Genomic DNA, 13,470 nt, shown 5'->3' with positions numbered 1-13,470 from the left:
AAGCGTAGCCTCGCCTAACGTCAGCCCTTACCCTCGGTCGCATGGCCCGATATCCCCGCCTCATGCCCACCCACCCCCAGCTGCTGCGCGCCCGGGTGGTGCGCAGCGTGCGCCGCTCGCCCTCCTTCCAGCGCGTGACCATCGGCGGGCCGGAGCTGGCGGGCTTCTCCTACGCCGGTTTCGACCACTGGTTCCGGCTGTTCCTGCCGCCCCGGCCGGGGGCGCCGCTGGTGCTGCCGCAGGTCCGCGGCCGGGTCTGGTGGCAGCCCTACCTGGATATCCCCGAGGATCGGCGACCCCATTGCAGCAACTACACGGTGGTCGATGTCCGCCGCCGCGGCGAGCACACCGAGCTGGACATCGACGTCGTGCTGCACTGGGACGAGGGGACCGGCGAGCTGGCCGGACCCGTCGCCCAGTGGGCCGCCAGCACCGCCCCGGGCAGCGAACTGGCGATCCTAGACCAGGGGCCGCTGTTCGATCCGCCCGCGGACGCGACCGCCGTGCACCTGGCCGCCGACGAGACCGGCCTGCCCGGTCTGCGCGGCATCCTGCGCGACCTGCCCGAACACACCCGGGGGACCGCGATCGTCGAGGTGCCGCACGCCGACGACGTCGAGGACCTGGCCGCCCCCGGTGGGATGCGGGTCAGCTGGGTGACCCGGACCGTCGAGGGACCGGGCGCCGCCGCCCTGGCCCGGTTGCGGGCCGCGGTGGTCAACGGCGGCGCCCCGGCGCCGCAGGACTACGGCTTCGTGGTCGGCGAGGCCGCCCTGGCCACCGGTGGTCGACGGGCGCTGCGCGCCGCCGGACTGCCCGCCGCGCGGATCACGTTCTCGGGATTCTGGAAGCATCGACTACACTGATTCGGTTACGGTCGCCGAGCGGACCCTCTCACCACTCGCGGCCGCCATTGGTGTGTTCGGACTGCTGCCCCCACGCGGCCCGGCCCCGCCGCCCTGTCAACACCGCAAGGAGCACTGCACCACAGTGGCTGTCAAGATCAAGCTCGCTCGCTTCGGAAAGATCCGCGAGCCGCACTACCGCATCGTCGTCGCCGATTCGCGGACCCGTCGCGCCGGCCGGACCATCGAGAACATCGGCCTGTACCAGCCGAAGTCCGAGCCCAGCCTCATCGAGGTCGACTCCGAGCGGGTCCAGTACTGGTTGGGCGTCGGCGCGCAGCCGACCGAGCCGGTGCTCGGCCTGCTCAAGGTGACCGGCGACTGGCAGAAGTTCAAGGGCCTGCCGGGCGCCGAGGGCACCCTCAAGCCGCAGCCGGTCAAGGCCGACAAGCGCGCGCTGTACGAGGCGGCCATCGCGGCCATCGGCGGCGACGCGGACAACTCGGCGACCACCCCGCGGCGCAAGGCCAAGGCGGCGGCCGACGAGGCCCCGGCGGCCGAGAGCACCGACGCGTCGTGACGATGCTCGAGGACGCCCTGGAGCACCTGGTCCGGGGCATCGTCGACCACGATGACGACGTCAGCGTCGAGATGACCACCGGTCGTCGCGGGCGCACCCTGCAGATCCGGGTGCACCCCGACGACCTGGGCAAGGTCATCGGCCGCGGCGGCCGCACGGCCACCGCACTGCGCACCGTGATGACCGCCATCGGTGGTCGCGGCATTCGGGTCGACGTCGTCGACACCGATCGCTAGCGACCGCGACCCCGCGATGGAGGTCGTGGTCGGCCGGATCGGCCGCCCGCACGGGCTGCGCGGCGACGTCACGATCGCGGTCAACACCGATGATCCGGACGCGCGGTTCGCGGCCGGGTCGGTGCTGGGCACGGATCCCGACCGGGGTCCGTTGACCGTGGTGACCCGCCGGCGCTCCGGCGGGGTGCTGCTGCTGCGGTTCGAGGGGATCGAGGACCGCGACGCCGCCGAGGCGTTGCGGGGCACGTCCCTGACCGTTCCCGCGGAAACGTTGCCCGAGTCCGACGACCCGGACGAGTTCTACGACCACCAGCTGATCGGGCTGGCGGTCCGGGATCCGTCCGGGCAGGACCTGGGCAAAGTGGTGGAGGTCTGGCACCCGCCGGCCTCGCCGGTGCTGCTGGTCCGACGCCCGGACGGATCGGACGAAGCGGTGCCGTTCGTGCGGGCGCTGGTGCCCACCGTCGACCTGGCGCAGTCCTACCTGGTCGTCGATCCGCCCGAGGGAATGTTCGCCTGATCATGCGCCTGGACGTCATCACGATCTTCCCGGCCTACCTGGCGCCGCTGCGGGAATCGCTGCTGGGCAAGGCCATCGCCGACGGGCGGGTCGACCTGGCCGTGCACGACCTGCGGGACTGGGCCACCGACCGGCATCGCACGGTGGACGACGCCCCGTACGGCGGGGGACCGGGCATGGTGATGAAGCCGGACGTGTGGGGGCGGGCGCTCGACGCGGTGGCGCAGCCGAGCAGCACGCTGGTGGTGCCCACACCGGCCGGGCGCCGGTTCACCCAGCCGGTGGCCGCCGAACTGGCCGGCTGCGCGCACCTGGTGTTCGCCTGTGGCCGGTACGAGGGGATCGACCAGCGCTTCGTGCAGGACGCGGCGAGCAGGATGCCGGTGCGGGAACTGAGCATCGGCGACTACGTGCTGGCCGGCGGCGAGGTGGCGACCATGGTGATCGTCGAGGCGGTCACCCGGCTGCTGCCCGGCGTGCTGGGCAACCCGGAGTCGGCGGTGCAGGACTCGTTCGCCGGGGACCTGGCCGACCTGGTCGAGGCGCCGTCCTACACCCGGCCGCCGGTGTATCGGGGACTGCCCGTGCCGGCGGTGCTCACCAGTGGCGACCACGCGGCGGTGGCCGCGTGGCGAGCGGAACAATCGCGGCGGCGAACCACCGAGAACCGCCCGGACCTGCTGATTCAATGAACCGGTGTCCGCTCTGGCACAATGGAGCGGTTGCCCTGACGACTTGTGATTAAGGATTTCCATGAACACGCTGGACGAACTCGACGCTGCCTCGCTGCGGTCCGACATTCCTGACTTCCGGCCCGGCGACACCGTCAAGGTCCACGTCAAGGTCATCGAGGGCAACCGCTCCCGGATCCAGGTCTTCGCCGGCCACGTCATCCGCCGCCAGGGCGGCGGCGTGCGCGAGACCTTCACCGTGCGCAAGATCAGCTTCGGCGTCGGCGTGGAGCGCACCTTCCCGGTGCACTCGCCGAACCTGGACCGGATCGAGCTGGTCACCCGCGGTGACGTGCGTCGGGCCAAGCTGTACTACCTGCGCGATCTGCGCGGCAAGGCCGCCAAGATCAAGGAAAAGCGCGAAGGCCGCTGACCTGCCCCGGGTCCGGTTGACGACCGAATGAGCGAATCCGGCTCCGAGGACGACGAGCCGACCCTGACCGAACGGGCGACGCCGGCCGATGAGCCGGCGAAGGCCGGCAAGCCGCCGAAGAAGAAGCGGCCGTTCTGGGTCGAGCTACCGATCCTGATCGTGATCGCGTTCGGGTTGACGTTTCTGATCCAGACCTTCATCGCGAAGGTCTACTACGTCCCGTCCGGGTCGATGGAGCAGACGCTGCACGGCACGACCTCGGGCGGGGACCGGATCCTGGCCAACAAGGTCGTCTACGACTTCGGCGATCCGCAGCCCGGTGACGTGATCGTGTTCTCCGGCCCGCCCACCTGGGCGCCGGAGGCCCGCATCCCGGGTCCGTCCAACTGGTTCGGTCAGGTCGTGCAGTCCCTGGGTTCGGTGGTCGGCATCGCCCCGCCGAACGAGAAGGACTACGTCAAGCGGGTCATCGCCACCGGCGGGCAGACCGTCATGTGCTGCGACAGCACCGGCAACGTCGTCGTCAACGGCCATTCGCTCGACGAGCCCTACATCTACGAGCCGATCGAGTTCATCCCCGGCCAGCTGGACTGCACCACCACGCAGATGTCCCGGCGCTGCTTCGGCCCGATCACCGTGCCCGACGGGCAGTTGTGGGTGATGGGCGATCACCGGTCCGACTCGGCCGACTCCTCCTACCAGTGCCAGGGGTTGCCCGCGGGCAGCGGCGCCCAGTGCCAGGGGCCCATCCCGGTCGACAACGTCATCGGCAAGGCGGTGTTCATCGTCATGCCACCGTCCCGCTGGGGCACCATCTCGTCCCCCGATCTGGACGCCGGGTGGTGACGGCTCGATGGTGACGGTCCGGCGCCCGCACCTGCGGGTGGAAAAGCAGCTCATGCGCGACGGCGTGACCCGGCTGGCCGCGATGGACGAGGTCGGCCGCGGCGCGCTGGCCGGTCCGGTCAGCGTCGGGGTGGTCGTGGTCACCCCCGAGGTCAGGCGGGTGCCGCCCGGGCTGGCCGACTCCAAACTGCTCACCCCGGAGGCCCGGCAACGGCTGGTCGCGCCGGTGCGCCGGTGGGTGCAGGAGTACGCGGTCGGCCACGCCAGCGCCGACGAGATCGACGCGATCGGCATCATCGCCGCCCTGCGCACCGCCGGCCGGCGGGCGTTGGCCGAGCTGTCCGGGCCGGTGGACGCCATCCTGCTCGACGGCAACCACAACTACCTGCGGGAGCCGGCCGCTCCGGCCGCCGCCCCCGACCCGCTGGCCGCGCCGTTGTTCGAGGTTGCCGCCGAGGCGGTCGCGCCGGCCGACCCGGAGCCGGCCGTGCACGTGCGGATCAAGGCGGACATGACCTGTGCCGCGGTGGCCGGGGCCAGCGTGCTGGCCAAGACCGAACGGGACGCGATCCTGACCGGGCTCGGACCCGACTACCCGGCCTACGGGTTCGCGGTCAACAAGGGGTACGGCACCCCCGAACACCTGGCCGCGCTGCGCGAACACGGGCCATGTGCCGTGCACCGGCGCAGCTGGCGGCTACCGTGCGGGGAACAGGTGGCCGAAGGGATGATGTTCTCGTGAACGGGGTGCGCGCGTGAGTGCCGAGGATCTCGAGCAGTACGAGACCGAGATGGAGTTGCAGCTCTACCGGGAGTATCGCGACATCGTCGGCCAGTTCTCCTTCGTCGTGGAGACCGAACGCCGGTTCTACCTGTGCAACGCGGTCGATCTGCAGGTCCGCAACCCCGAGGGCGACATGTACTTCGAGCTACGGATGTCCGACGCCTGGGTGTGGGACATGTACCGGCCGGCCCGGTTCGTCAAGAACGTCCGGGTGGTCACCTTCAAGGACGTCAACGTCGAGGAGCTGGACAAGCCGGACCTGCGGCTGCCCGAAGATCCGCAGTTCTGACCATGACCGAGACCCCGATCGATACCCCGATCGATACCCCGATCGATACAGCAGCCCTGCGCGCGCACTTTCCCGCCCTGGAGCTGGGCGTGGCCTACTTCGACGGGCCCGGTGGCTCCCAGGTGCCCGACGTGGTCGCCCGGGCGGTGGCCGGGACGCTGACCGCCGGCGTGGCCAACCGGGGCCGGGTGACCGCGGCCGAGCGGGTGGCCGACGACACGGTGCTGGCCGCCCGGGCGGCGATGGCCGACCTGCTGGGCGCCGACCCCGACGGCATCGTCTTCGGCCGCAGCATGACCGCGCTGACCTTCGACGTCGCCCGCACGCTGGCCGCCGGCTGGGCGCCCGGTGACGAGATCGTGGTGACCCGGCTGGACCACGACGCGAACATCCGGCCGTGGCTGATCGCCGCGGACCGGGCCGGGGTGAGCGTCCGCTGGGCCGAGTTCGATCCGGCCACCGGCGAGCTGCCGGCCGAGGCGGTGCAGGCGGTGATCACCCCACGGACCCGGCTGGTGGCCGTCACCGCGGCCTCCAACCTGCTCGGCACCCGGCCGGACGTCCCGGCCATCACCCGGGCGGCGCATGAGGTCGGCGCGCTGACCTACGTCGACGCCGTGCACGCCGCCGCGCACGTTCCGCTCGACGCGGTCGCCCTGGGCGCCGACCTGCTGGTCTGCTCGCCGTACAAGTTCCTGGGGCCGCACTGCGGGGTGCTGGCCGGCCGGGTCGACCTGCTCCAGACGCTGCACCCGGACAAGCTGCTGCCCTCCTCCGACGCGGTACCCGAACGCTGCGAGCTGGGCACCCTGCCGTACGAGCTGCTGGCCGGCACCACCGCCGCGGTGGACTTCCTGGCCACGTTGGCCGGCCAGGCGCACCGGGTGGCCGGCGACCGCCGCCAGCAGTTGGTCGCGGCGTTGACAGCGGTGGACGAGCACGAGCAGCGGCTGCGCCGGCGCATCGAGGCCGGGCTGGCCGAACTGCCGGGCGTGACCGTGCACTCGCGGGCGGCCCGGCGCACCCCGACCCTGCTGCTGACCTTCGCCGAGCACGCCCCGACGGCGGCGTACCACTTCCTGGCCGAACGCGGGATCAACGCGCCGGCCGGCTCGTTCTACGCGATCGAGGCGTCCCGGGCGCTGGGCCTGGGTGACGGCGGCGGGTTGCGGGTGGGGTTGGCGCCGTACGTGGACGACGACGACGTGGACCGGCTGCTGGCCGGACTGGCAGAGTTCCTGTCGTGAGCATCGACCCGTCCCGCATCGAGATCGCGTTCGACCCGCGGCGGCAGCGAATGGCCGGGATCTCGGCGCACGGGCTGATGTCCTTCGACGTGCCGTTCATCAGCGAGATCACCGACAACCTGTGGCTCGGCGGCTGCGAGGACGGTCTGGTGCTGCCCGAGTTCATCGGGCACCTGGTCTCGCTCTATCCGTGGGAGCAGTACACGGTCAAGCACGACCTGGACTCGCGGCTCGAGGTCCGGATGTACGACCAGACCAATCAGGCGATGGATCAGGTGGACGCGATCGCCTCCTGGGTGAACACCTGCCGGCGCGGCGCCCCGACCCTGGTGCACTGCCAGGCCGGGCTCAACCGGTCCAGCCTGGTCGCGGCGCGGGCCCTGGTGCTCGAGGGGATGAGCGCTGATGAGGCGATCACCCTGATCCGGGAGAAGCGCTCGCCCGCCTGCCTGTGCAATCCGGCCTTCGAACGCTGGCTGCGGGAGCCGCCGGCCTAACAGGTGCTGGCCGGGGTCGAGCCGGCCCGCACCGCGGCGAAGAAGCTCAGCACGTCCGGCAGGGCGGTGAGCGCGATCTCGCCGTGCCCGATGCCCGGGAACTGCTTGAAGATCACGTGCGCGGCCTTGGCGCACTGCTGCGTCACGAACTGCTGCGTCGCTGCCGGATGCACCAACTCGTCGGCCTCGCCCTGGGCGACCAGCAGCGGCACGGTGATCGGCACGCCGCCCGGGGTGTTCTGCGCGAGGATGTCCGACCACGGCGCCGTCGTGGTCGGGTCGCTGCGCAGGTACTGGCCGACCAGCGGCCCGGCGATCGCGTGCAGCTCGCTGTTCTGGCCGATCAGGCACAGCGCCGCCATCTGCGGCGTGGCCGCGGCGCCGGCATCGGTGAGCACCTGGGTCAGGCTCATCCCGGGGATGCTCGGCCCGTAGACGCTCTGGTAGGTCTGGAACGCATAGGAGCCAAGGGACACCCCGGAGACGTCGCCGATGTCGTCGTTGAGCAGGGCGCCGAGCTCGGTCGCGGGCGCGGCCACCGCGGCCGCCCGCACCTTCAACTCCGGGGCGTAGCCGGCCGCCTGCTGCGCGGCGAACAGCACCGCATGGCCGCCCTGCGAATGCCCCCACAGCAGCACGTCACCGGCCGCGGTGGCGCCCGTCTGCTCGATGTGCTGCGCGGCGCGGACCGCATCCAGCACGCTGTTGCCCTCGCTGACCCCCACCAGGTAGGCGTCGGGACCGGCCACCCCCATCCCCGGGTAGTCGGCCGCGGCGACCGCGTAGCCGGCGTTCAGCAGATCGGTCATGCCCTCGATCAGGTCGAACGGATCGACGCCGGTCGAGGGCGCGCAGTGGCCGGCCATCCCGGTCGTCGGATGACCCCAGGCCACCACCGGCCGCGGACCCCCGCCGGGCCACGGCGCGGTCGGTGCGATCACCACCGCCGAGGTCAGGATCGACGCCCCGGTGACGTCGGTGGAGTGGTACATGACCCGCCAGGCGATGGTGCCGGCCGGGGCCGACTGCAGCTGTTCGGTGCGGACCACCTCACCCGGACCGCCAGCCGGGATCGGGTCGGGCAGCGCGTAGAACGACTGCTCGGTCGCCTCCTCCAGCGCCCCCTGCTCCAACCGGGAGTCGGTCGACTGCGCGCAGCCGCCCAGCAGCAGGCCGGCGGTGGCCAGCGCAGCGATCCAGCGGCTCCGGGGATTCACCCGGCCAGTCTGGCAGCTCAGAACGACAGGCGTCCGGCCAGCACAGCGGCGTAGATGCCCTGACCGGCCTTGTTGGGGTGTAGCACCCCTCGGGCGCCCTCGGGAAGCGAGGGGGCACCAGGAAAGCCCGGTGGTCGGTAGAAGGCCGAAGCGAAGCCGCACACGTCCAGGCCGCGGAACCGCGGCGCCGCGTTGGCGAAGGCGAATCCGTGGCGGGCGGCGGCCTGTTGGAGGGCCACGTTCAGGCCGTTGGCGAAGTCGGTGGCGACGCCCAGTTCCTCGGCGTCCATGTACGGGCACAGTGGCCCGACCCATCCCGACGGATCCGGGAAGGGATTGCCGTAATCGACCGCGATGACCTTCGCCTTGGCGTGGACCGCGTCGATCCGGGTGTCGATCGCGTCGTACAGGCCGTCGAGCGCAGCCGGAGCACGATTCGGGATGCTGTCGAGCAGTTGCTGCACGGTGATCCCGCCGAGGGGGAGCATGACCTGGTTCCGGTGGCAGGTCACGCCGGGGTTCTGCGGCACGGCGTCGAGGCAATACGCGACCAGAGCGCCGAACCCCAGGTCGTTGCCCAGGGCCTGGACGGTCACCACATCGGTATCGGCCGTGATCGCCGTGAGTTGGCCTTGCGCGATGACATCGGTGGTCTTGGCCCCCTGGCAGGCCCTGAAGGCTTGCAAGGTCACCAACCGCAGCCGGGCCAGCAGTTCGCTGGACGCCGCTGAGGCGGACCGATCGCACTCGCCGTCGTCCGGCTGGTAGGGCACATTGCCGGTGCCCGCGGCGAACGAGTCGCCGATGGCGACCAGGTCCGGCGGCTGGTACCGGTGCGGGCCGGCTGCGGCCGCCGAGGTCGCCATCACCCCCGCGGTGATCGCGGCGACGACGAACGCGACAAGGATCCGGACCAGCCGACGGTGTCTCACGGGTGGTGAGCCTGCTCCGTTTCGTCCGGTTTGTCCATGGGCCGATCGGTGGTGGCCGGAGAGATGCTGCACCGCTTCCTCTTTCGATTCCGGCTTGGTCAACAATGGTCTTTCCGGCCCGGCGGAATGGCGTCGGAACCTTAATGATCATGTGTTTGGCGAGCCCCGGCGTCGAGCAGGTTTCGAGTTGGTTGCCGGGTCGTGTCCCTGGTCGTCGGAGCCCTCCTGGCCCGGTATTCTTAAGCCGTCCGTTCCCGCGCCGACCGGCGCCTGACGTACCCGATGGAAGAAAAGTGGCAATCCGCATACAGAAGAAGTCCGCGACCACCACCAAGGTGATGTTCGTTCTCCCCGACGAGATTCATCCGGGCGTCGTCTCGGCCGTCGGTACCTTCAACGATTGGCAGCCGGGCGCGCACAAGTTGGTCAAGCGCAGCAACGGAACTCGCAGTGTCAGCGTGGAAGTTCCTGCGGGACAGGAGATCTGCTTCCGCTACCTGGGCGACGGCGGGGTCTGGTTCGACGACCCGGATGCCGAGGTCGTCACGCACGAAGGCACTCTGGTCAAGGCCTGAGTTTCCCGTACCGACGGGCCGGCGCCCGGGTCCTGGTGATCCGGGCGCCCGCCGGCCCGATGCGGCTCATCCGGCGGCCTGGTCGCGGCAGAGAGCCGGTTGGTGACGCCGGGTTCACCTTCCGACCCGTTCATCGGAAGGACCCGGCAGAACGCGCGGATTGGCGTGAAGAAGGCCGCCATCCCCGCCGCGACCGGTCGACTCCAATCATTGATGCGACTTTGTGACGCCATCAACAATCGCGTCGACCGCTGCTCCAGATTGCCCCGGCATCGGCCGGGTCCGCGCAAAAGCAGGAGCGGGCGGTGAACTAGCTCCGTCGTGGGACGCATTGCCCGGCACGACTTGTCCGCCGGCGAACCCGACCGGAAATCGATCGCGGGAAATCGTGGATGTGGCCACCGCGGGTCGCCGGTCGCCGTGCCGACCATCCGGCCAGGCGTTCAGTTCGCCCCGCGGGAGTTGTCCCCATGCTTGAAGTTGTCCACATTCTCGCCCATTGCGCGGTGGGGCCGGTGATGCGTCCCGCACAGTGAGCCGGTGGCTGCGAAAGACGAACTTGGACGGCGGGGCGAGGAACTGGCCGCCCGGCATCTGGAGGAGACCGGGCTCAGGGTCCTCGACCGCAACTGGCGGTGCACCGAGGGCGAGCTGGACATCGTGGCGACCGACCAGGCCGCCACCACGGTGGTGTTCTGCGAGGTCAAGACCCGCAGCGGGGTCGGCTTCGGGTCCCCGTTCGAGGCGGTCACCCAGGGCAAGCGGCGCAAGCTGCGCCGGCTCGGGTTGCTGTGGCTGTCCCAGAACCGCGTCACCGCCTTCCCGACGATGCGGTTCGACGTCATCGGTGTGCTCTGGCCGGCCGGGCAGTCGCCCCGGATCGAGCATCGCGAGCAGGCGTTCTGATGACGCTGGCGCGCACCTGGTCGATCGGTCTGACCGGGGTCACCGGTCATCTGGTGACGGTCGAGGCCGATCTGTCGGCCGGGCTCCCGGGGACCGCGGTGATCGGCATGCCCGACCCGGCGATCATCCAGTCGCGGGACCGGATCCGGGCGGCGATCGTGAACTCCGGGCACAAGTGGCCGGACCGGCGGATCACCTTGGCGCTGTCCCCGGCCGGCCTGCGCAAGAGCGGCGCCGGCTACGACATCGCCCTGGCCGTCGCCGTTCTCGCGGCCGCCGGAGTGGTGCCGGCGGGAGCGGCCGGCGAGTGCGTGCTGATCGGCGAGCTCGGTCTGGACGGTGCGATGCGGCCGGTCCGCGGCGTGCTGCCGGCGCTGCTGGCCGCCCGCGCGGCCGGCCGGACCCGGGCCGTGGTGCCGCTGGGCAATCTGGCTGAGGCCGCGCTGGTCACCGGGATGGCCGTCTGGGGCGCCCCGACCCTGGCCGACCTGATCGCCAGCCTGATGGGCCGCAACCACGCCATGGTCAAGGGTGTCGCGCCCGGGCCGGCGGGATCGGATCGTGATGCGCCCGACCTGGCCGACGTGCTCGGCCAGCCCGAGGCGCGCCTGGCCCTGGAGGTGGCCGCCGCCGGTGGCCACCACCTGGCCATGATCGGGCCGCCCGGGGCCGGGAAAACCATGCTGGCCTCGCGCCTTCCGGGAGTGTTGCCGCCGTTGGACGACGAGCAGTCGCTCGAGGTCACCGCGGTGCACTCGGTGGCCGGCCTGCTCGACGAGGGCATGCCGTTGATCACCCGGCCGCCGTTCGTCGACCCTCACCACAGCGCGTCGCAGGCGGCGATCATCGGCGGCGGGTCGGCCCCCATCCGTCCCGGCAGCGTCAGCCTGGCCCACTGCGGGGTGCTGTTCCTGGACGAGGCACCCGAGTTCGGTCGCCGGGCCCTGGACGCGCTGCGGCAGCCGCTGGAGGAGGGTTCGGTGGTGCTGGCCCGGGCGTCCGGGGTGGTGCGGTTCCCCGCCCGGTTCCAGCTGGTGCTGGCCGCGAACCCCTGTCCGTGCGCGGCGGCCAAGGACGCCGACTGCCGGTGCGGTTCGCACGAGCGGCGCTCGTACCTCAACCGGCTGTCGGGTCCGCTGATGGATCGGGTGGACATCCGGATCGACCTGCCGGCGCTACCCCCATCGATCCTGACGGCGGCCGGGGGACAGGGAGAGTCCAGTGCGGTGGTGGCGCAGCGGGTGCGGGCGGCGCGGGACCGGGCGTCGTTCCGGTGGCGGGAGACGCCGTGGCGGTGCACCGCGCAGGTGCCGGGTGCGGTGGTGCGCCGGATGTGGTCACCCGATGACGGCTCGGCGCACCTGCTGGATCGGGCGGTGCGGACGGGCCGGTTAACCGGCCGGGGCTACGACCGGGTGCTGCGGTTGTCGTTGACGGTGGCCGACCTGGCCGGGCGGGACGTGCCCACGGTCGCCGACGTGGCCTCGGCGTTGGCGTTGCGCTGCGCGGAGGCGTCATGAGCATCCTGTCCGCGGAATCGAGCGGGGAGCTCGAGCCGGAACGGGTGGCCCTGGCCGGGTTGCTGCGGGCCTGCGAGCCACCCAGCGCGGCCCTGGTCCGCTACGTCCAGGGGCACGGGCCGGAGGCGGCCTGGCAGGCGGTGCTGGCCCGGCGGGCGCCCCGGGCGGTGCTGTCGGCGACCGCCGCCCGGGTGGACGGGGTGGACCCGGCCGTGCTGGTGGCCCGGGCCGAGGCGGACCTGGTCGCGGCCGCTCGGGTCGGGGCGCGGCTGATCGGGCCGCCGGACGACCAGTGGCCGGGCGCCGCGGTGTCGGCGTTCGCCGGGGCGATGGCCCGAGGGGTGCGCGGGGCCGGCCCGCCGCTGGCCCTGTACGTGCGAGGCCGGCCGCTGACCGGGTTGCCCGACCGGGCCGTGACGGTGGTCGGGTCGCGGGCGTCGAGCCCGTACGGGACGCGGGTGGCCGGCGAGATGGCCTATGAGCTGGCCCGGGCCGGGTCGGTGGTGGTCTCCGGCGCCGCGTTCGGGATCGACACGGCGGCCCACCGCTCGGCGCTGCAGGTGGTGCGGTCGGCCCCGGACGAGCCGCGGTCGGTCACCGTTGCCGTGCTGGCCTGCGGCATCGACCGGGCCTATCCGGAGGCCAACCGCGACCTGCTCGACCTGATCGCCCGGCACGGCTCGGTGGTCAGTGAATACCCGCCGGGCACTGTGCCGGCCCGGCACCGGTTCCTGGTGCGCAACCGGCTGATCGCGGCGTTCGGAGCGGCCACCGTGGTGGTCGAAGCCGGGCGGCGCTCCGGGACCTTGTCCACCGCGGCCGCCGCCGAACAGTTGGGACGGATGGTGATGGCCGTGCCGGGGCCGGTGACCTCGGCCATGTCGGTGGGCTGCCACCTACTGCTGGCCGACCGGTTCGCGCAGTTGGTCACCGGGGCCGACGACGTGCTGACCGCGCTGGGCCGGACGGGCCGGACCGGGCGGCTGGAGAGCAGAGCCGTGCCCGGACCGCACGACGGGGCGGTGCCGGGGGAGGACCCACGGCATCCCACCGACGGCCTGGAGCCGACCAACGCCCGGGTCTACGACGCGTTCCCCACCCGCGGGTCGACGTCGGTACACGAACTGGTCGTCGAGTCCGGGCTGCCGGCGGCCACCGTGATGGGGGCGCTGGCCGTGCTGCAACTGCACGGTCTGGCCGACCAGGACGGACCGCAGTGGCGCCGGGTGCGACCCGACCGCGGGACACCGCCGCGGCAGATAGGCTGATGGTGTCTCGGGCCGCCGCGTGGGCCGGCATCTTCCGTACGTCTCGGCGTGGCACTTCCGCCCGGTCCCCTCCGGACGGGACGATTCGCTCGTACACGCGACGA

The 13,470-nt window shown here is 71.9% G+C and carries 17 protein-coding genes; 15 read left to right on the top strand and 2 right to left on the bottom strand.

The annotated features are described in order from the left end of the window. The first annotated feature begins 41 nt into the window (after positions 1–41). The 11 genes from NAMU_RS15495 (at position 42) to NAMU_RS15445 (ending at position 6,948) form a co-directional block, all read left to right on the top strand. Positions 42–866 (top strand): siderophore-interacting protein, encoded by an 825-nt coding sequence (locus tag NAMU_RS15495; RefSeq protein WP_041369022.1) that lies wholly within the window; start codon positions 42–44, stop codon positions 864–866. A gap of 124 nt (positions 867–990) precedes the next feature. Beyond that, complete coding sequence (gene rpsP / locus NAMU_RS15490; protein ID WP_015748337.1) at positions 991–1,425, top strand: 30S ribosomal protein S16; 435 nt, start codon at positions 991–993, stop codon at positions 1,423–1,425. Between the two features lie 2 nt (positions 1,426–1,427). Continuing rightward, positions 1,428–1,661, top strand: coding sequence for an RNA-binding protein (locus NAMU_RS15485; protein WP_015748336.1), 234 nt, complete (start codon positions 1,428–1,430; stop codon positions 1,659–1,661). Positions 1,662–1,677: 16 nt separating this feature from the next. Then, complete coding sequence (rimM, locus tag NAMU_RS15480) at positions 1,678–2,181, top strand: ribosome maturation factor RimM (RefSeq protein WP_015748335.1); 504 nt, start codon at positions 1,678–1,680, stop codon at positions 2,179–2,181. Positions 2,182–2,183: 2 nt separating this feature from the next. Continuing rightward, positions 2,184–2,873 (top strand): tRNA (guanosine(37)-N1)-methyltransferase TrmD, encoded by a 690-nt coding sequence (gene trmD / locus NAMU_RS15475; RefSeq protein ID WP_015748334.1) that lies wholly within the window; start codon positions 2,184–2,186, stop codon positions 2,871–2,873. Positions 2,874–2,934: 61 nt separating this feature from the next. Continuing rightward, on the top strand, positions 2,935–3,285 hold the full coding sequence (rplS, locus tag NAMU_RS15470) for a 50S ribosomal protein L19 (RefSeq protein WP_015748333.1): 351 nt from the start codon (positions 2,935–2,937) through the stop codon (positions 3,283–3,285). Positions 3,286–3,312: 27 nt separating this feature from the next. Beyond that, positions 3,313–4,131 carry a signal peptidase I gene (gene lepB / locus NAMU_RS15465; protein WP_015748332.1) on the top strand — a complete coding sequence of 273 codons (819 nt, stop codon included), beginning with the start codon at positions 3,313–3,315 and terminating at the stop codon, positions 4,129–4,131. Between the two features lie 7 nt (positions 4,132–4,138). After that, positions 4,139–4,873 carry a ribonuclease HII gene (locus NAMU_RS15460; protein WP_015748331.1) on the top strand — a complete coding sequence of 245 codons (735 nt, stop codon included), beginning with the start codon at positions 4,139–4,141 and terminating at the stop codon, positions 4,871–4,873. Positions 4,874–4,886: 13 nt separating this feature from the next. Continuing rightward, positions 4,887–5,204 carry a DUF2469 domain-containing protein gene (locus NAMU_RS15455; protein ID WP_015748330.1) on the top strand — a complete coding sequence of 106 codons (318 nt, stop codon included), beginning with the start codon at positions 4,887–4,889 and terminating at the stop codon, positions 5,202–5,204. Positions 5,205–5,206: 2 nt separating this feature from the next. Continuing rightward, on the top strand, positions 5,207–6,451 hold the full coding sequence (locus tag NAMU_RS15450; protein ID WP_015748329.1) for a cysteine desulfurase-like protein: 1,245 nt from the start codon (positions 5,207–5,209) through the stop codon (positions 6,449–6,451). Beyond that, a complete protein-coding gene (locus NAMU_RS15445; protein WP_015748328.1) occupies positions 6,448–6,948 on the top strand; it encodes a protein-tyrosine phosphatase family protein in 501 nt (166 codons plus the stop codon). Before NAMU_RS15450 ends, NAMU_RS15445 begins: the two co-directional genes overlap by 4 nt. Here NAMU_RS15445 and NAMU_RS15440 read toward each other — a convergent pair. Both NAMU_RS15440 and NAMU_RS15435 read right to left on the bottom strand, forming a co-directional pair. Continuing rightward, on the bottom strand, positions 6,945–8,165 hold the full coding sequence (locus NAMU_RS15440) for an alpha/beta hydrolase family protein (protein WP_015748327.1): 1,221 nt from the start codon (positions 8,163–8,165) through the stop codon (positions 6,945–6,947). The genes NAMU_RS15445 and NAMU_RS15440 overlap by 4 nt on opposite strands. 17 nt (positions 8,166–8,182) lie before the next feature. Next, positions 8,183–9,097 (bottom strand): SGNH/GDSL hydrolase family protein, encoded by a 915-nt coding sequence (locus NAMU_RS15435; RefSeq protein ID WP_015748326.1) that lies wholly within the window; start codon positions 9,095–9,097, stop codon positions 8,183–8,185. A 293-nt stretch (positions 9,098–9,390) separates the two neighbouring features. On the opposite strand from NAMU_RS15435, the gene NAMU_RS15430 reads away from it, so the two are divergent. From NAMU_RS15430 to NAMU_RS15415, 4 genes are all read left to right on the top strand, one after another. Beyond that, positions 9,391–9,672 carry an isoamylase early set domain-containing protein gene (locus NAMU_RS15430; protein WP_015748325.1) on the top strand — a complete coding sequence of 94 codons (282 nt, stop codon included), beginning with the start codon at positions 9,391–9,393 and terminating at the stop codon, positions 9,670–9,672. Between the two features lie 540 nt (positions 9,673–10,212). Continuing rightward, the gene (locus NAMU_RS15425; RefSeq protein ID WP_015748324.1) at positions 10,213–10,578 is read left to right on the top strand and encodes a YraN family protein; all 366 of its coding nucleotides are present in this window, start codon (positions 10,213–10,215) and stop codon (positions 10,576–10,578) included. Beyond that, positions 10,578–12,098 carry a YifB family Mg chelatase-like AAA ATPase gene (locus tag NAMU_RS15420; RefSeq protein WP_015748323.1) on the top strand — a complete coding sequence of 507 codons (1,521 nt, stop codon included), beginning with the start codon at positions 10,578–10,580 and terminating at the stop codon, positions 12,096–12,098. Before NAMU_RS15425 ends, NAMU_RS15420 begins: the two co-directional genes overlap by 1 nt. Beyond that, positions 12,095–13,366, top strand: coding sequence for a DNA-processing protein DprA (locus NAMU_RS15415; protein ID WP_015748322.1), 1,272 nt, complete (start codon positions 12,095–12,097; stop codon positions 13,364–13,366). The genes NAMU_RS15420 and NAMU_RS15415 overlap by 4 nt, the downstream gene beginning before the upstream one ends. Positions 13,367–13,470: the final 104 nt, after the last annotated feature.

It is taken from the genome of Nakamurella multipartita DSM 44233 (genome assembly GCF_000024365.1).
Taxonomy (GTDB): domain Bacteria; phylum Actinomycetota; class Actinomycetes; order Mycobacteriales; family Nakamurellaceae; genus Nakamurella; species Nakamurella multipartita.
This window is presented reverse-complemented; position numbering and strand designations above follow the sequence as displayed.